General features: G+C 53.9%; 20 protein-coding genes. 5 read left to right on the top strand and 15 right to left on the bottom strand.

Annotated features, from left to right (window positions below):
- Nucleotides 1-11: 11 nt before the first annotated feature.
- The 5 genes from ACR02O_RS05160 to ACR02O_RS05140 form a co-directional block, all read right to left on the bottom strand.
- A complete protein-coding gene (locus ACR02O_RS05160) occupies nt 12-431 on the bottom strand; it encodes a phosphate-starvation-inducible protein PsiE (RefSeq protein WP_171697400.1) in 420 nt (139 codons plus the stop codon).
- Nucleotides 432-440: 9 nt separating this feature from the next.
- Entirely contained in the window at nt 441-1472 is a 1032-nt protein-coding gene (locus tag ACR02O_RS05155; RefSeq protein ID WP_458139016.1) for an urease accessory protein UreH domain-containing protein, read from the bottom strand.
- Nucleotides 1473-1503: 31 nt separating this feature from the next.
- Nucleotides 1504-3372 carry a multicopper oxidase family protein gene (locus tag ACR02O_RS05150; protein WP_494522929.1) on the bottom strand — a complete coding sequence of 623 codons (1869 nt, stop codon included), beginning with the start codon at nt 3370-3372 and terminating at the stop codon, nt 1504-1506.
- 102 nt (nt 3373-3474) lie between these two features.
- On the bottom strand, nt 3475-4401 hold the full coding sequence (locus tag ACR02O_RS05145; RefSeq protein ID WP_205451490.1) for a sulfite exporter TauE/SafE family protein: 927 nt from the start codon (nt 4399-4401) through the stop codon (nt 3475-3477).
- 13 nt (nt 4402-4414) lie between these two features.
- Nucleotides 4415-5107 carry an MBL fold metallo-hydrolase gene (locus tag ACR02O_RS05140; protein WP_205451491.1) on the bottom strand — a complete coding sequence of 231 codons (693 nt, stop codon included), beginning with the start codon at nt 5105-5107 and terminating at the stop codon, nt 4415-4417.
- Nucleotides 5108-5404: 297 nt separating this feature from the next.
- Here ACR02O_RS05140 and ACR02O_RS05135 point away from each other — a divergent pair, with 297 nt between their 5' ends.
- From ACR02O_RS05135 to ACR02O_RS05125, 3 genes are all read left to right on the top strand, one after another.
- Complete coding sequence (locus ACR02O_RS05135; RefSeq protein ID WP_205451492.1) at nt 5405-6760, top strand: sigma-54 interaction domain-containing protein; 1356 nt, start codon at nt 5405-5407, stop codon at nt 6758-6760.
- 108 nt (nt 6761-6868) lie between these two features.
- The gene (locus tag ACR02O_RS05130; protein ID WP_494522928.1) at nt 6869-7054 is read left to right on the top strand and encodes a hypothetical protein; all 186 of its coding nucleotides are present in this window, start codon (nt 6869-6871) and stop codon (nt 7052-7054) included.
- Nucleotides 7048-7347 (top strand): type II toxin-antitoxin system RelE/ParE family toxin, encoded by a 300-nt coding sequence (locus ACR02O_RS05125; RefSeq protein WP_319962327.1) that lies wholly within the window; start codon nt 7048-7050, stop codon nt 7345-7347. The genes ACR02O_RS05130 and ACR02O_RS05125 overlap by 7 nt, the downstream gene beginning before the upstream one ends.
- A 25-nt stretch (nt 7348-7372) precedes the next feature.
- On the opposite strand, the gene ACR02O_RS05120 is transcribed toward ACR02O_RS05125, so the two are convergent.
- From ACR02O_RS05120 to ACR02O_RS05110, 3 genes are read right to left on the bottom strand one after another with little or no spacing between them, the layout of a single operon-like run.
- Entirely contained in the window at nt 7373-8161 is a 789-nt protein-coding gene (locus tag ACR02O_RS05120; protein WP_494522927.1) for a F0F1 ATP synthase subunit gamma, read from the bottom strand.
- Nucleotides 8158-9594 (bottom strand): F0F1 ATP synthase subunit alpha, encoded by a 1437-nt coding sequence (locus ACR02O_RS05115; protein WP_494522926.1) that lies wholly within the window; start codon nt 9592-9594, stop codon nt 8158-8160. Before ACR02O_RS05115 ends, ACR02O_RS05120 begins: the two co-directional genes overlap by 4 nt.
- Nucleotides 9587-10342 (bottom strand): F0F1 ATP synthase subunit delta, encoded by a 756-nt coding sequence (locus ACR02O_RS05110; RefSeq protein ID WP_458139010.1) that lies wholly within the window; start codon nt 10340-10342, stop codon nt 9587-9589. The genes ACR02O_RS05115 and ACR02O_RS05110 overlap by 8 nt, the downstream gene beginning before the upstream one ends.
- Before the next feature lie 243 nt (nt 10343-10585).
- Between ACR02O_RS05110 and ACR02O_RS05105 the strand changes: the two genes are divergently transcribed.
- Nucleotides 10586-12694, top strand: a complete 2109-nt coding sequence (locus ACR02O_RS05105) for an acyltransferase family protein (RefSeq protein WP_494522925.1) — start codon at nt 10586-10588, stop codon at nt 12692-12694.
- 24 nt (nt 12695-12718) lie between these two features.
- Here ACR02O_RS05105 and ACR02O_RS05100 read toward each other — a convergent pair whose 3' ends face one another.
- The 6 genes from ACR02O_RS05100 to atpD form a co-directional block, all read right to left on the bottom strand.
- A complete protein-coding gene (locus ACR02O_RS05100; RefSeq protein WP_020483596.1) occupies nt 12719-12985 on the bottom strand; it encodes a F0F1 ATP synthase subunit C in 267 nt (88 codons plus the stop codon).
- 2 nt (nt 12986-12987) lie between these two features.
- Nucleotides 12988-13677, bottom strand: a complete 690-nt coding sequence (locus tag ACR02O_RS05095) for a F0F1 ATP synthase subunit A (protein ID WP_494522924.1) — start codon at nt 13675-13677, stop codon at nt 12988-12990.
- A 149-nt stretch (nt 13678-13826) separates the two neighbouring features.
- On the bottom strand, nt 13827-14813 hold the full coding sequence (locus tag ACR02O_RS05090) for a lytic transglycosylase domain-containing protein (protein ID WP_458139215.1): 987 nt from the start codon (nt 14811-14813) through the stop codon (nt 13827-13829).
- 229 nt (nt 14814-15042) lie between these two features.
- Entirely contained in the window at nt 15043-15318 is a 276-nt protein-coding gene (locus tag ACR02O_RS05085; protein ID WP_458139007.1) for an AtpZ/AtpI family protein, read from the bottom strand.
- Nucleotides 15315-15731, bottom strand: a complete 417-nt coding sequence (locus ACR02O_RS05080; protein ID WP_458139006.1) for a F0F1 ATP synthase subunit delta/epsilon — start codon at nt 15729-15731, stop codon at nt 15315-15317. The genes ACR02O_RS05085 and ACR02O_RS05080 overlap by 4 nt, the downstream gene beginning before the upstream one ends.
- Nucleotides 15728-17098: a F0F1 ATP synthase subunit beta gene (gene atpD, locus ACR02O_RS05075; RefSeq protein ID WP_494522923.1), complete on the bottom strand. Its 1371-nt coding sequence runs from the start codon at nt 17096-17098 to the stop codon at nt 15728-15730. Before atpD ends, ACR02O_RS05080 begins: the two co-directional genes overlap by 4 nt.
- A gap of 309 nt (nt 17099-17407) precedes the next feature.
- Here atpD and ACR02O_RS05070 point away from each other — a divergent pair, with 309 nt between their 5' ends.
- Entirely contained in the window at nt 17408-17626 is a 219-nt protein-coding gene (locus tag ACR02O_RS05070) for a TraR/DksA C4-type zinc finger protein (RefSeq protein WP_494523452.1), read from the top strand.
- A gap of 108 nt (nt 17627-17734) precedes the next feature.
- On the opposite strand, the gene ACR02O_RS05065 is transcribed toward ACR02O_RS05070, so the two are convergent.
- Nucleotides 17735-18040: a hypothetical protein gene (locus tag ACR02O_RS05065; RefSeq protein WP_494522922.1), complete on the bottom strand. Its 306-nt coding sequence runs from the start codon at nt 18038-18040 to the stop codon at nt 17735-17737.
- Nucleotides 18041-18137 lie beyond the last annotated feature (97 nt).

Here is an 18137-nt window from a genome sequence, read left to right as displayed (position 1 = left end):
TAACTGCCGGTTCAGGTATCGTCACTTGGCTTGCGAATAATCACGGTCGACAAGGCCAACAATAAAATGCCGCCGGACACCAACAAAATGCCCATATCGGCCTGATGATGGGCTTGAATATCCGCGATCAACAACCTAGCCAACGCGGTGATGGCAATGTAAATCAGACAACGCACCGGCATTAGGTTGGTTTTGAAATAGATGCCGACCATCGCACCCAGCTCTAAATAGATAAACAACAGCAAAATGTCACCAATGGTGGCGTGACCTTGCAGCATCATGCCGCCGTAAGCCACCACCGCCGACCAGACAATACTGGCACCAATGACAAACAAGGCCAAATAATGAAATATTTCGATCAGCAAATTGCCTATTTCGTCCGCCAGCAATTTGGCCTGCTCGTTCAATTGTCTGAAACGCTGAATATCCAACACTTTACCTCACTGAACGGGCTGAGTATGCGCAGGCATCGCTGTGGGCATCTGGCCTGCCTGGATAATTTTTAAACCGCGCTGCGCCATCATCACGCCCATCGCGATCACCAATATTGCGGAAACCTTTACCAGCTGGCGCATGAAAACCTGCGACAACAAGCTGGCGAAGAACCCAAATCCGAGCAATGGCACTAACGTACCGAGACCAAACCAGAACAGCATCGACGCGCCCTGTAGCGGGTCGCCGCTGCCGGCGGCCATCACATACATGGCTTGTAACGGTCCACAACCCAACAAAAAACCGGTCAACAAGCCGGTACGCAAAGCACTGCGCGGTTTGCGCAATTCATCTGCAAGCTGGCGATTGACGGCCTTAGGCATGCGCAAGGTAAAGCGGCGCAAGACCGCAAAGACGTTGAGCATCTTCAGCCCGTACAGCAACAAAAACACGCTCGCCGCCAACGCCAGTCCGCCGCGCATCGGCGGGGTAATCGCAATGGTGGCGCCCAACAAGCCAAATCCGGCACCGAGTGCGCTGTAGGACAAGGTTTTGCCGACTGCGTAACGTAAATGCGCCAGCAGCTGGCGGGACTTGGCTTGACGAGGATCGGTGTAACCCACCACAAAACCGCCGCACATACCGATACAATGAAAACCGGTGAGAAAACCGATGCCCAGCAATACCGCTTGATCCATGTGCGGCGACATTTGCTGCATTACGCCGGGCATCAAACTCTTGCCCCAGAACGTCACGCCGCCGACCGCCAGCAATAACAACAGAAAAATCAACAGGCCTTTTAACTTGCCAGCGGCAGGCCGCGGCGTCAGTGCCACGCCATAGCCCTTGGCGCGAATGGCTTGGTATATCGCCGCTTCGTCGGCAAGCTTGTCGTCGAATTGCACATCCACCGTCGCTCGCACATAGCTGACATCCAGGGTTGTCACACCCGGTAAATCGGCCAGCGCTTGACGAATGACGTCTTCGCAACCAGGGCAATGCATGCCTTCGACTGTTAAATGCCTGTTGATTATCGTCATATCCCGCTCCCTGACAATTGGCGCTTTCCGGTTAGACCACCAGGAAATCGCGCATCATGCCCATATCTTCATGCTCCAGGTTATGGCAGTGGTACATGAACAAACCTTTAAAATCCTGGAAGGGCTTGATGATTTTGACCCGCTCGCCCGGCATCACCAACACCGTGTCTTTCCAGCCGCCTTCGATAAAACCCTCTTTAACCGTGGCGTAATCTGCGCTTTCGTTATTGGCGATAGTTCGGCTCAGGATTTGAAAATATTGGCCGTGCAAATGAATCGGATGGGCCATGGACATCATCATACCCATTCCGCCTCCCATACCGCTCATACCGCTCATACCGCCCATGCCGCCCATCTGATGCCCACCGGCTTCTGCGTTCTCGCCGCTGTGGCGCATGCCCATCATACCCATGCGCCGGTGCTCACCTTCGCCCTGGTTGTTATCACCATGCCGCATATCACCCATCATGCCCATACCGCCCATTTTGTGGGAACCGGCATCGGCCTTCTCGGCACTGCTGTGCTCGCCACCGGCTTTATCGCCGTGTCCGCCACCGCCATGCGCATGAAAAATTTCCAGCAATTGCACGGTATTTACGGGAATGCGCTCGCTCGGCAAAATATCGTTATAAGCATAAGGCCGACCATTTAAAACCATGCGCATCGGCCCTTCCGAAATAGCGATGGGCACCGGTTTACCGGGATTGGCTGTGTCGTTTACGCTGTAATGGTTAATTTTCGCCAGGCTGTTGGGTAATTTTGGACTCTCACTTTGCTGCCGGGTGACTTTCACCGTAAAAATCGGATAGTCGCTACCCACCGGTATGGCGCTGGCATGCATGCCCATGCCGCCACCCATACGGCCATGATCGCCTTGACCACCCCCCATCATCCGTTCGGCCATGCCCGGCAATACGCCGGAAAAAGAACGGCTGCGCAACACAAGCTTAGAGCCGACTTTACGCCCGCTGAAATCCGCCCAAATATCCAAACGCTCGCCGGGGGCCAGCATCACGTAAGGTTTATTGACCGGTGCTTCCAGCAAGCCGCCATCGGTACCGATGACGGTAATAGGCGACTTGTCATCCCAAGCCAGTTTGTAGATGCGCGCCGTTGAGCCGTTGAGGACGCGGAAACGATAAGCTCGACTGGCGACGTCGAGCTGAAAATTGGCCAGACCGTTCACTAAAATCCGGTCGCCGTAAAAACCCATCATTCTGTCGTGCATGGCATGCACATATTGCAATTGATTATTCGCGTCGAACTTGCGGTCCTGAATCACGATCGGCACTTCGTATTCGCCGCCGGGCAGTTCCAGGCGCCGTTCTTCCTCGTCGTTCACCAAAATCGCACCCGCCAAACCGTGATAAACCTGCTTGGCTGTGGTGTTGTGCGGATGCGGATGGTAAATATTCATGCTGGCGCGGTTGAGCATTTCAAATTCGTACACAAACACTTGGCCGCTGTCTATCGTGTACAGCGGATGCCCGTCCACTTCCGCAGGTACATGCAAACCATGCCAGTGGGTAATACTCGGTTCGTTAAGCTGATTATGCAGATTGATTCTGATCTTTTGGCCCTTTTCGAAGCGCAGTATCGGCCCCAAATAAGAGCCGGGAATTTCCGTTAAAGTCTGCGCCGGTCCCTTCACCAATTTCGCAAAATACTGCTGCACGCGCGTGGGCTGGCCGGGCAAAATAGCCACCGCGTTTGGTTTGCAGATCAAGTCCAATTCCACGTCCGGGTGAAAATTGGCCGAGGCTTTGCGCGGCGGCATCGTCGGCATCTCGGCCATGTTTTCCATCGCTCTCAGCCATGCGGGCGCCGCAGCCCACGCCATTAATCCCGCTCCACTTTGTGCAAAAAAGCGCCGACGTGACGTATTGATTGAATAAGACATATACCCTCCTCAAACGATTTTTTATAGTTATACGCCAGGCGGTTGGCACCGGATGGCGGAATCAACGGCGTAGCACAACCGTCAATATTAGTCTAGCCTAATTCAAAGGTGATGGCGGGGCGACATTGGCAACGCTTCTCTGCGCGGCGTATGGCTATGAATGCGGTTGCCTATCAAACCGAGCGCCAACAAGGCGGCCAATCCTGCCAAGCCTCGTCGCCAGGCACGTTCGTCATCCTGCCACAGCTCTAACGATGCCAATAGTTGCCAGCTCAGCGCGTTAAACAATACATAAACCGCCACCAGTATCACGAACCAACCAAACCCGCGGCGTAACGCCGTCGCGCTGATGAAGTTGGATAACCAGCCACCCAGAAAACTGCCCATTACCGCACCCGCCGTCACCAGCGCCATCAAGGGAATATCCAGTTGGGCGTGATTCGCGTAGCCGCTCAAGCCGGCGCTGGCGTTCATGACAATAACCAGTAAAGACGTACCGATAGCCGCCGGCATCGGCAAACCCACCAGCAAGGTCAATGCCGGCACGATCAAAAATCCGCCACCGACCCCAACCAAGCCGGTCAGCCCGCCGACCAAAACCCCGTCGAACAACAATCGCAATACCGGTGTTTGTAAAGGACACATCGGTAGCGCCTGCTCAACAGCCGGCTGGCTTGGCGCTTTCTTGAAAATCATCGCCAGACCCGTCAACAATGTAATCGCGCCAAAAAACACCATGAGCCATTCCCCGGAAAAATGGCCGGCCAAGCGGCCACCGCCAAATGCGCCGAGCATCCCGGCCAAACCGAATACCAGCGCACTTTTCCAGCAGACATGGCCGCGCCGAGCATGCGGGATCAACGCCATCAGGCTGGAGACACCCACCACCACAAATGAGGTGACGATCGCGGTCTTGGGCGGTACATGCAGCACGTAAACCAGCATCGGCACCGTCAAAATCGAACCGCCGCCGCCCAACAAGCCCAACAGCAGGCCGATACAGATTGCCAAGATTAGCGTCAGGATCATCGGCTAACTCCGCCTATTCGGCAGGCGTCCCACAGGACTGATTGGCCGGCAGCGCCTGATCGATGAACTTGGGATACGCCAGCTTCAATTCGCTCATGATGCCGATAAACTCGGCGCGAGTGCGCCCCTGGCCCAAACGGGTGTTTTTTGCCATTTCCTGTTTGATGGTAGACACGGTATTACCCTGGTAATCATGCCCCGGATACACCAGCGTATCAGGCGGTAATGTGAATAACTTGCCGGTGATGCTGTCATACAGCTGGCCGGCATCGCCTTGCTGGAAATCAGTGCGCCCGCTACCGCCGATCAACAAGGCATCGCCGGTAAACACCCGATCAGCCATCACATAACTGACGCAACCGCTGGTATGGCCGGGGGTATGCCGCACCTGAATATCCAGATCGCCCACTTGCAATAACACCCCGTCGGTGACCAGCAAATCCGCACAGAGCGCGCCAGCATCCCGATGTACCACACTCTTGCTGCCAAGCTTTTCCCGCAACAATCCAGCGCCGGTAATGTGGTCGGCGTGCACATGGGTTTCGAATGTGTAAATCAGCTTGAGGTTCAGGCTTTGCAGCAAATCGATATAAATCGGCAGCTCCGAAGCCACCGGATCGATCAGACAGGCGCGACGGCTGCGTTCGCATCCCAACAAATAACTGTAGGTGGAGGTTTCTGTTTCGAAGAGTTGTCTGAAAATCATGACCCGCCTCATTAAGCGCAAAGTAAAAAGAATATAAGTGCTGTATATCAATACTCGTGCCAGTTTACCGGCAGTATTAATATCCGCACGGCCCACAAATCCAGCGCTATCCAGTATGGGCTAAATAGATATATACCTTTGTTTTAACTGATTATTTTAGTTTTCTTGCCTTAAAAAATTAAGTCACTAGGTTTGATGAAGCGGCCTGGCACCGGCCAAGCCTGGCGTTTCAATATGAAATATTGAAACGATGCTGATACACTTGAAACATCACTGAAACAAAACGAGCTTGAACGCATGGCATCTTCCTCACCGCTATTCAAACGCTGGCTCGGCCAAATCGGCGCCGATCAAGTCGTAGAAGTGTTGACCGATTTATTCGAAAGCGGCGCGGCCTTTATCGTAGACAGCAACAGCGACATCTTGCTGTGGAGCAAAGGCGCCGAACAATTGTTTGGCCTGAACGCAGCCGAGACCATAGGCAAACCCTGCAAAACCGCGCTGAATTGCGACAGCGGCAACGACCCCTGCAATCTGGCCGAACTCGGCATCGTCAAGTCGCAAGCGGTGCGGATACATCGCCCGGATGGCCGGACGCTGAATTGCTATCGAACCGCGCGCGCCTTCTACGACAACAACGGCGGCTTCGCCGGGGCGATTGAATTTCTGCAACCACAAAGCGACATAGCCCCGGAACAAAAGCCGGACGACAGCGACAGCTTTCACGGCATTCTGTCGCGCGACCCGGCCATGAAAGAAGCCATCAAAATCATCCGCAACGTCGCCGAAACTGAAGCCACCGTGTTAATCCGCGGCGAATCCGGCACCGGTAAAGAGATGGTGGCGCATGCCTTGCACCTGGAAAGCCCTAGGCACTATCAGCCGTTTTTGGCGATCAACTGCGCGGCCTTGACCCCCAGCCTGTTGGAAAGCGAATTGTTCGGCCACGTCAAAGGCGCATTTACCGGCGCGGTGCGTAATCATGCCGGCTTGTTTCAACGTGCCAACGGCGGTACTTTATTTTTGGACGAAATAGCGGAGTTGCCACTAGAGCTGCAAGCCAAGTTGCTGCGGGTGATACAGGAGCGTAACTTTACGCCGGTGGGCGGCGATAGCGCGGTCAGCGTGGATGTGCGGATTATTGCCGCCACGCATAGATCGTTGCGCGAAGAGGTCAAGGCCGGGCGGTTTCGAGAAGATTTGATGTATCGCTTACGAGTGGTGCCGATTTTTCTGCCACCGCTGCGCGAACGTCGCCAGGACATCAGCCTGTTGCTGCAACACCTGATAGACCGGCATAACACCCAAGGCCATCGCCATATCGACCGCATCGCGCCGGAAGCGATGCGCCTGTTGCTGGATTACCGCTGGCCGGGTAATGTCCGGGAACTGAATAATGTCGTCGAATACGCCTATGCGGTAGGCCGCGGCAGCGAACTCGGCATAGACGATTTGCCACCCGAGTTTCGTGAGCCGCTTAGACCGGCAGCAACGCTTGACCAAAACTCTGCCCCGCGTCCAAAAAGTCAAAACGAAGCGGAATTGATCCGCGAAGCCTTGGCAAATAACCCGGACAATCTGGAACAGGCCGCTCAATTTGCGGGGATGAGCCGGGCGACTTTTTGGCGAAAACGGCGGAAGTATGGGCTATAGGCTCGCTCAATTGGCAGGTTAATCACGTCAACGCCGCGCAAATATCGTATTGACGTCCGATTGATTGCGTTTTATGGTGTAGCTCCAGTCATCAATGGGACTCTATTCATGCAAGCACCCACTCTAAAACAGGAAGCGCTGGAATCGATTAACCGTTTGCCTGACAACGCAGACATGGACGAAATCATGTATCAGCTGTACGTCGTCGACAAGTTACGCAAAAGCCGCAAAGCTATCGCTGAAGACCAATTCATTCACCACGAAGAGTTAAAGCGCGAAATCGAACAATGGTGATTGTTTGGTCAAAACCCGCATGCGAAGACCTCCACTCGATACATCAATTTATTGCTCGTGATTCCAAACTCTACGCAAACCGCGTAACGCAAGACGTTCTCGCTAAAGTGGATGTACTGGCTATCATGCCAAAGCTGGGCAGGACAGTTTCCGAAATTGGCGAGGAAAATGTGCGCGAAATCGGCATATATTCATACCGGATACTTTGCGAAATAATCGGCGAAACCTTATATATCCATGGTGTGATTCATAAGCGGCGAGACTTCAAACAGGAAGATCTGCAACGGGAATAAGCATTGAATGGCTAAACGCAGACTGCTAATGCCGCCCCACCATCAACTCGATTTCCTCGACGATTTCTTCCTGACGCAGCCTATTGCGTTGCCGCTTCAATTCCTCGCCGCCGCGCTCAAGATTCCGCAACGCGGTTTCCATCTGCATCAGCCGCATGTGGTTTTCGACCCGAATCGAGCGTAACAATAAGGCCAGCAAGGTATGAAACAGATAATGCTCGGCGACGCCTTGCGCCACTTCCGCTGCCGGCGCGAAAGTCAGCGGTGGGTTTAGCCGGGCGTGGCTGGCCACATTCGCCAGAGGCCAAAGACGTTGGCTGCGGGCCCCTTGTTCGTCACGAATACAAGCTATCAACCCAAATTCGACGCCGCGCAGCTCTGCCACCGCCGCCAGAATACTATCTATCGCCGCCGGCGCATCCAGACCGCCTTCGGCACCGCGCAGCCGTTGCAATGCGGCGCGTTCCTCAACCATTGAGTGCAGGCGTTCGCCAAGCAGAATCAGAGGGCCCTGCTGATCAGCATTTTGCTGCCAGTAACGGATCACGTCTTCGTTAAAGCTGCCGCAAAAGCCGCGCACGGAACCGAATAACAGCCAGATGTCTTTCGCGGGCGCGCTTAAAGCCGGCTCCGGCAAGCTGTCGGCTAAATCGGCCAAGGCCGTTTCCAGCGACTGCACGACTTGTTGTTGCGCGGCTTCACGCTTACCCACTTTCCGCAGCTCGGCCAAGGCAAAACTGCGCATGGCGCCGAGAATGCCGGACAAATCGTCGAACAAGGCTAAGCGCGCCTCGACTTCCCGGCGCTGGCTCATGTTTTATCCGCCAAGAGTTGCCGCAACACTGACAACCATTGCTTTTTCGGCGAATCCAAACTCAACGTATCCGGCAATTTTGCCAGTAGCCCGGCCAATACGCCGGCCGCCTGTTCCGGTTTGAGGTTTTCCAGCAAACCCTCGCCATAGGCCAGCAACCAGGCCAGATGCGCGCGTTCGGACAAAGGTTGCAGCCGGTCCTGTTTCAATATTTCCCGAAGCAAACGGCCGCGTTGCAGCTTTTCCTCGACACCGGCTTCCAAACGGGTGCCGAAGCGGGCGAACAACTCTAGTTCCAAAAACTGCAAATAATCCAAGCGGATATGCGCGGAAGCGGTTTTGATGGCCGGATGCTGGGCCTTGCCGCCAATACGCGACACCGAACGGCCAATGTCGACGGCCGGCAGCATGCCCGCCGCGAACAGCTTGCTCTCCAGATAAATCTGGCCGTCGGTGATCGAAATCAAGTTAGTGGGGATATACGCCGACAGCTCGCCCTGGCGGGTTTCGATAATCGGCAAGGCGGTCATGCTGCCGCCGCCATAGGCTGGCGACAATACGGTGGAGCGCTCCAGCAGCCGGGAATGCAGATAAAAAATATCGCCCGGATAGGCTTCCCGGCCTGGTGGCCGTTGCAATAGCAGCGATAGCTCGCGATAGGACTGAGCGTGGCGCGTCAAATCGTCATAGACCACCAAGGTGTCGCGGCCCATGCGCATCCAGTGCTCGGCAATCGCGCAGCCGGCAAACGGCGCCAGATAGCGAAAACCCGGTAAAGCGTTGGCTTCGGCGACCACCACCACAGTATAGGCCAGCGCGTCGGCCTGACGTAGCGCTTCTAGGGTACCGGCGACGGAAGAACGCGGCTGGCCGATCAACACCATCACGCACAATACATTGCGGCCGCGTTGATTCAGAACCGCATCCAGAGCCAGCGCACTTTTGCCAATGCCGTCGTCGCCGATGATCAACTGGCGCTGGCCCTTACCGATGGGAATCAGCGTATCGACGATCTTACAGCCGGTGTATAAAGGTTCGGAGACGAAATCGCGCTCGATGATGGGCGGCGCGGCAGCTTCCAGTGAGCGAAACTGGCGCAATTCCGGCGGCGGTAAACCGTCCAGCGGACTGCCGAGCGGATCAACCACCCGTCCCATTAAAGTATCGCCAACGCCAATTTCCAGCTTACGCCCAATGTGTTGCACCGCCATGCCGGCGGTGACGCCACGGTTTTGCGACAACAGAATCGCTCCCAACACTTCCCGGCCCAACTGAAACACCAAGCCGGTGCTGCCGTCGTCGAAACCGATCAGTTCGTCCAGCCGCGCCGTGGGCAAGCCGCGGATCCAGGCGATGCCATCGCCGATGCCGGCCACGCAGCCGCGCTCAGATAAGCGCAAGCCGAATTGGTAGGGTTTAACCGACTCAACCATGATTGGCTTGGCGCCGGAAAAACGCCAGTTCGTCGGCCAGATTGGCGTGCAATTGGCATTCGCCGACTATGGCGCGCAACCCGGCAATCAAGGCCGAGTCTTCCTTGAAGGTGATTTGCAAGGTTTGTCCGGCAGCAGTCGACAAGGCCTCCGTCACTCGCGCTTGATCGGCTTCGCTCAACGGGTGCGCGCTAAGCACTTCGACCGCAGAAGCGGCAATCAACATAGCAGCGGCTTTGCGTAGCGCCGCTAGCTCGCTGTCCGGCATATCAAGCAGGTCCTGCAGAAAGACCTCGACGATGCGCTGCGTCAATTGCGGCGAAGCCAGCCGTTGCAACATAGCCGCAGCTTGCCCGTAAGCCGCGCCCGCAGCTTCCCTTATCAAAGCGGCTTCCCGTGCCGCAATCAGCGTCTGGTTGCGGACGCGCAATTTAGCTTCTTCATCGGCTAGGGTTTGTTTCAGATTCTCCATTGCAGTATTGCGCAACTGAGTTAACTCTTCGTCTAGTTGGCGGCGACTGGTCTCCTGTTCTTGATTCCAAGCGGCTAAGCGTTGTTCGTATTGTTGACGCAGGGCTTCCGCTTGGTTGCGCAATTTTGCGGCCTGCTCGGTTTCGTCTTTGATGCGCTGCTGCCGGGCATCGAGCATGGCCAGCACCGGCCGGTACAGAAAGCGTTGCAGTATCCACACCAGGACTAGAAAGTTGAGGATTTCCAGGATAAAGGTTGTCCAGTCGAATTGCATCATGGATGGGTAACCCGTTTTGTTGGATATGAACTTGCGGCGTTGTTCCGAAAATACCGCCGATCTTTTGTTTATCCGCTATCTTAAACCCCGCAATGGTTTCGATGTCTGAAAATTTAGCCTGCGCAGTTTGCCGCTTAGGCACGTCTTGAGGCTCGAATACTTACGGCTTAGAATACGGCCCGCCTTTCCAGGCTAGAGCAGATTAGATGGAAAGTCCGAACCCACTTAGCATTTCTTTACCCTATGACCTCTTTGCAAGAACATCTGTCACACCCAAAGTATCGTCCGGATATTGACGGCTTGAGAGCCATTGCCGTTCTGTCGGTTATCGCCTTTCACGCCTTCCCCACCAGCTTGCAAGGCGGATTTATAGGCGTAGACATCTTCTTTGTGATTTCTGGCTATCTGATTTCGACCATCATTTTTCAGAACCTGGAAAAGGGTACTTTCAGCTTCACCGAATTTTATGCCCGCCGGGTTAAACGTATATTTCCGGCACTGATTCTGGTGTTAGTAGCCTGTTACGTCTTCGGTTGGTTCGCGCTGTTTGCCGACGAGTACAAGCAGTTGAGCAAGCATATTGCCGCAGGCGCAGGATTCGTTTCCAACATTGTGCTGTGGAGCGAGGCCGGCTATTTCGACAACTCCGGCGAGACTAAACCCTTGCTGCATCTCTGGAGTTTAGGCATTGAGGAACAGTTTTACATCGTCTGGCCCTTGTTGCTTTGGTTTGCCTGGGAGCGGAACTTCAATCTGTTGACCATTACGGTTCTGATTGCCATCGTCTCTTTCGGCCTGAATATCACAGGCGTCATCGCCCATCCTGTCGCGACGTTTTACTCTCCGCAAACCCGGTTTTGGGAGCTGTTATGCGGTAGTTTGCTGGCCTGGATGACGCTCTACAAGAAAGACTCGTTCTCTACTATCAAGCTGAAGCTCGACGGTTGGCTGGCAGGCGCGGTTTATCGAAACTCTCACGCCGCCGACGGCAAAACACTGGCCAACGCGCTTTCTATTCTGGGCATGCTGCTGCTGGCCTTCGGTTTTTTCATCATCAATAAAGAACTCAATTTCCCTGGCCGTTGGGCGGTGATCCCGATGTTGGCTGCAGTCATGATCATATCGGCCGGGCCGAATGCCTGGGTTAATCGCATCGTCTTATCCCACCCGCTGGCGGTCTGGTTCGGCTTGATCAGTTTTCCGTTGTATTTGTGGCACTGGCCCCTGCTGTCTTTTGCGCAAATCATCGAGACCGACGTACCTAGCATGAATATTCGAGCCATTGCGGTGTTGCTGGCCGTGGCATTGGCTTGGCTGACCTACAGACTGGTGGAAAAACCAATACGTTTGGGTAGCCACAGCAGAGCCAAGACCGCGATACTGCTGCTACTGATGCTGGGTATCGGCTATGTCGGTTACGCTTCATATTCTCGGGACGGACTGGGTTTTCGTAAAGCCGATGCGCAGACCAAAACCAAAATGTATGCCGACGTAAACGGCACAGTGCTCTACAACACACCGGAGGACTGGGTCGATGAGCGCTGTAAGACGGTATTGGAAGGGGCCAGTTACAATTATTTGATGTGCCGCTTTACCACCGCCACCCCAAAAATGCTGGTGGTCGGCGATAGTCACGCCGCGCAATTTGTCTACGACTCCATTTCCAAGGGCTCGAACGATCTGGCATTGGTAGGTGTCAATGGCTGCCTGCCATTCATCGATCTGGTGAGCATTAATCCGACGGAAGAATTTGCCGAAAAATCGACAAGATGCCGGGTAGTGGTTCCTATCGTGCTAAAGCTGCTGAAGGAATTCCCATCCATTCAGCGCGTAGTGTTTGCGACCAGAGGCGCGATGTACATAGAAGGTTTTGGCTTCGGCAACACTGATTCTAAAAACCTGTATCGGATTGTTAGAAGCCCGGATGATGTGTTGACGGAAAATTACAATCAATTTGTTTCCGGCTATGTCGCAACCATCAATGAGATTTTAAAGCTGGGCAAAGTGGTGGTTTTTATTGAAGACGTACCGGAGATTGGTATAAGCGCTAAAAACTGTGTGGACGAGCGCCCACTGCGTATTACAGACAAAGCGCTGCCCGAGTGCGATGTGTCCAGAAAGTCTTTTGAAGAACGCAATATAAACTACAGACGAGCGGTCGATGCTATCAATGCCGCCACGCATAAGCGGATTAAGATTTTTCCCGCCTACGAATATTTATGCGATGAATCGACTTGCGGCGGCATGCACGATGACATGTCTTATTTTTACGATGACGATCATCTTTCCATGCGCGGCAGTAAATTTATTTTCGACAAATTTACTGAATGGTTGGACAAAGAGTCCAAGTAAACGATTGGAGCAATCTGCGTTGAGTTATTTTAAAAAATACTCAAGCAGAGGATTTCTAAACAACACAATCAGGGCCACCACCAAACAATAAATCGCCAAGGACTCTATCATCGCTAAACCGATGAACAAGGTCCGGGTGATGGTCTTCTCGGCTTCCGGCTGGCGAGCAAGAGCTTCTAGCGCGGCGGCGATGGCTTTGCCCATTGCCAGAGCCGGCAGCATCGTGCCTAGGGCGATCACCAGCCCGGCCACGCCGGTGGAAATCATGCTGAATAAATGGATGTCATTCATGACTATTCCTCGGGAATGGCGGATGTATCGGATTCGCCAGGTTCCAACGCACCAGCGATGTAAATCAGCGCCAGCATACCAAAGATATAGGCCTGCACCACCGCTTCGATTACATGCAGCATCAATAACGGCACCGGCACCAGAAAGCCGGCAATCAACAATACCAGCAAGGCCGCCATTTCCAGACTCATGATGTTGCCGAACAGGCGGATGGCCAAAGCCAGGGTGCGGGTAAATTCGCTGATGATGTGAAACGGTAACAGGATGATACTGGGTTCGGCGTAATGGCGAAAATGCTGACGCCAGCCGCAGTCGCGAATCCCGAACCAGTGAGTGGAACCGAACACCAGAACCGCCAAGGCGGCGGTAGCGGACAAGTCGCGGGTGGGCGCATGCAGTTCCGGAATTAATCCCACCAGATTAGCCACCAACACAAACAGCCACAAGCTGGCCACGAACGGCAACACCCGCCGCACTGAAGCCGCCGGTAAGACTTCGGCAATCGCGCCTTCTATCGCCACGACCACGGCTTCGAGCAAATTTCGCAATGAAGATGGCTGACGGCTGAAGCGCAGCAACAAGATTAACACCACAAAACCCAGCATCACGCCCCAGGTAGTCACGACCGTGTTACTGATCGGCAGTGGACCGAGTTGAAAAACAGTATCGGCTGCCGACTCGGCGTTATTCATGTCCGCACCTCGAATTAAACAAACAGAACAGCAATCTAGGTTGAGCAGAGCACAGCGAAGCCCAACAAAATATAAATGTTGGGCTTCATTGCGTTCAGCCTAGCCTACCCTTTACGACAGCCTCGCTGGAATAAGCTTTAAGCACTGATTTATTCAACAGCCAAGTATTGACCGGGGGCCAACGGACTTTCGTAGCGGACGCCTTCCCGGAAAAACTGCTCGGGATTGGAAGCAATTTCGCGGGCGGCCAGGAATTGCGCATAGTAGTTACGGGAGGCGAAACCGAAGGCCGGACCGTCATAGGTATCTACGATACGCACGAAGTCACTGCCGACTTGGTTTTGGGCACGCTTCATCCCGCCGATGCCGTGGTTGTATGAAGTTACCGCCGCCGGCCAATCACCAAGCTTACCGTAAGCGTAACTCAGATACCGGGCCGCGCCGTTGGCGGACACGAAAGGATCGTAACGTTGATCGACGCGATCACCGCCGGGCATGAAGGTTTTGGCGGCAGCCTTGGTAAATTGCCACATGCCGACCGCTCCGGCGGAGGATTTGGCGGATGGTTGAAACGAAGACTCTACGTGCGGCAGATAGGCCAAGTCTTCAGGCAAGCCGGCATCGCGGAAGGTTTTTCTAAACTGCAAATCATAGCGGCCGCTGATCTCCAAGCCGCGTTTAAAACGCTCGCGAGTGCCGCGCTGCGAACGCAGTCTGTCGCTAAGGCCAGGCAACACGCTATTTAGCGATCTGCCGTTACTTTCCAGCTTGGCGATCAATTGCCGGTCGTTGGCGTTCAAGGCCGCGCCATAACGCACTTTACTTTCCAATTCCGCCAATTGGGCTTTCCAATACTCGCGGCGCTGGCTGATCATGTCTTTTTGTTCTGCCGTCAGGCCTTCCGCAACGTAGCCCGGTAAGGTCATCACTTCGTAGACGACATCCAAATAACGGTCGTCATGAAAAGCCACTTCGGAACGCTGCCAGACCGCATAGGTTTTTCGCCAGAAATCCACGGCCGGCTCCAACGCTGCCGGTTTTGGGAACGTCCCCGTATAAAATGCTGGTTTATACAGCGTCGGTTGCGGTTGATAAGACGGTCGCTGTTGGACGATATTCGGCCTTACCGACGCCATTTTCTCTCGCTTTACCGGCGAACTGCTGGTGCAAGCATTTAATAAAAATAAGGCTAATAAGGGAAGAGCTAAACGCAGCAAGGGTGGTTTCATTTTAGTCTGGTTATTGAGTGCAACGTTGATCGATGTAAAGTTTGCTACGCCGAAGAGCCGTAAGATATTCCTCGTGTATTTTCAATAAATAATAGCGCTCATTTCGAATTTTTGTGAAGAATAAATCCGAAAAAAATCAGCTTTTTTCCTGCAAAAATCGAAAAACGTTATAAGCGCCAAGCACAATACCCAACACGATCAAACTGACAGTCCAGCGCACCGAATAACCGGTAGCCAATGTATCCAACCACCGCCCCAAATACGCACCTGCGACGATAGGCGCTACAAACAGTAAACCCAGGGTGCCGCCATAAAACAGCATGCCAACCCAAGTCGCCGGGCGTCGGGTTTTATCTTCCAAGCGACGCAGATCGCGACGAGTGTGTTCGATTAATTTGTTGCGAAAACTCATGGCACTATTCCCGCTGATCCGCGACTACTCAATTCGGCTAGGCGCCGCACCAAAGAATGTTCAATTTCCGACAACGTCGCCCGCGCGGTATGTACTTCTGAATCGGCCAGGGCCATTTCTGCGGCGAGTCGTTCGCAGATGCTGTCGCGGTCTTTGCCGAGAAAATAGCGTACCGTCGTCACGGTCAGTTGATTGTCGGCAAAGCGCAGCACACCGCTGGGCAAGGCCAAATAATGCCAGACATCGGCTTGATCGCAGAAACGGGCCAGCCCGTATCTCAACAAAGCCACGCAGTGAATATGCCCCGCCAAAATCCCGAAACTGCCGTCGGCATCGGCACCGATAAACTGGGTAACGGTATCGAAATGCTCGGCGCCACGACTATCCAGCAAAGTTAACGCAAACCCGTTCATGCCGACATTGCCCCTTTCATATAGCAATCGGCTTCGCTGAGCTGGTCATATTGGCCGCCCATAAATGCTTCGCAGTCGGTGATGGTTTGCGCCAGCGGCACGCGCACGCCCGGCATGCCGGTGTGATCGGCTACGGTGGTAAACGGTTGGGTCAGATAGCGTTGCAAGCGGCGCGCCCGTTCGACGATTCGGCGATCCTCTTGCGAGAGCTCTTCGATACCGAGCATGGCGATAATATCTTCCAATTCCCGATAGCGCGACAAATGCTCGCGCACGGCACGAGCCACCTGATAGTGCCGGTCGCCCAGGATATGGTGATCCATGATCCGGCTGCTGGATCGCAAAGGATCTATGGCCGGATAAATGCCTTTGGCGGCCTGTTGCCGCGACAAGATGACCACGCTATCCAGATGCCCAAGGATGGTAGCCACTGCCGGATCAGACATGTCGTCGGCCGGCACATACACAGCCTGCACCGAGGTAATGGAGCCCGATTTGGTGGAGACGATACGTTCTTCCAGCGATGCAACTTCGGTCAGCAAAGTGGGTTGATAGCCGACCGTGGCCGGCATCCGCCCCAGCAAACCGGAAATTTCACTGCCGGCCTGCACGAAGCGAAAAATATTGTCCATCAGAAACAACACTTCGGTATCCAGCGTGTCGCGCAAATACTCGGCATACGCCAAAGCGGTGTAACCGACATGAAAGCGCACACCGGGTGACTCGTCCATTTGCCCGTAGACCAGCAGTGCTTTGGGTAATACGCCGGCATCGGCCATTTCATGCCAGAGTTCGTGGCCTTCGCGCATGCGTTCGCCAACGCCGGCGTAAACCGATACACCTTGCATCGCCACACTCACCGCGTGCATGAACTCCATCATCAGCACGGTTTTGCCGACGCCGGCACCGCCGAACAAGCCGGTTTTACCGCCACGCACGAACGGGCAAAGCAGGTCGATGACCTTGATGCCGGTTTCCAAGATTTGCGAAGCCGGCAGCGTATCGGACAGCAAGGGGGGAGCGGCGAGAATATTACGGAAATTAATGTTAGGTAAGGGCTGGCCGCCATCAAGCGGATCGCCGAACACATTCAGCATGCGCCCCAAACAACTGGGATCGACCGGCACATTTAAAGCGTCGCCACGATCAAACACCGGCATGCCGCGAAATAAGCCCGAAACCGAATGCAAAGCAATTGCCCGAATCAGCGTAGGCTCCAGATGCTGAAACACAACCAGCACATAGCGACCGCCACCGTTCACAACATCAAGCGCCTGACCGATTGGCGGCAGATATTCGCAACGCACATCGACCACCGGCCCCTGCGCGGCCTCAATCCGGCCCACCTGCTTCATCTCGCCTGTCATAGCAGCTTGCTCCGACGCATAATCCCCCTAAAGCACTTGGAGTAGCATATTTTTAAAATTCTTGCGCCCCATAGCGAAAAAAGCTTGCTACGGCATCGTCAGTGCTTGGATAATCGCATTAGATATTTCGCATATTTGCACTATGTCGCAAGCACCGATTAGCGCTGGTACCCGGGGTTAGTTCAGGAACTTTGGACTTTATCACATTGCCCTAACAACGGAGTGTTGAAAAATGCCGGCGTTCCAACAGAAGGCAAGAAATATTCCGTTTATCCTCAGCAGCGATTATTACGAGAAAGAGGGGGAAACATGAAACCAAAGGCAACGCAGTTAAGCTTTTGCTCAAGGTGCGGGGATGAAATTCCGCCAGACGAATTGCAATTTCTGCCAAATGCTTCGCTATGCGCTTTTTGCTACAACACGCAGCTGGAATATCGGGATATCCATCACTCAGGCGTTAAAATATCCAAAACCGTCTTAACCTTAGTGCCGCAAAACCCAAAGACTCAAGACAGCAACGCGGCCTAACCGCTTCAATCCGGTAGCAAAACCCTTAAACGCTGCCAGCCACCGGACTGAAAAGCTCTATCATCGCTAAACTTTATAAAAAGCATCCTGTAACGGTATACGGGTTGCCTACTGTTTTATGTTTTTATAACCTTCTTCACTTTCACGCATGATTTTTTGGCCTTCCTCAACCAGATTGCGGCCTTCGTCAATCTTTATCTGGCCCTCACGTTGCATCACTTGTCCGCGTTCGACCATTTGCTTACCTTCCTGCCAACGGCTACCCAACTGCGCAATGCCCTGACTATCCCGCAACATTTGTTCACCGGACAGAATTTTGTCCGCCTGCTTGGTCGGGGCGACTGGCTCGCTAGCACAACCGGCGACCAGTAAAGTTAACAGAAGAACGGAAGTATTCGGTCTGACTCTGCGCATAAATATGTCCTCTTATGATGCACTGGAAATGATGGAGAGAAATATTGCAAAACACCATGGTATCTGGCAATCATTTTTTCAAGTTGGTATGGCGTTT

The organism is Methylomonas sp. PHL2-19 (assembly GCF_059331595.1).
This window is presented reverse-complemented; position numbering and strand designations above follow the sequence as displayed.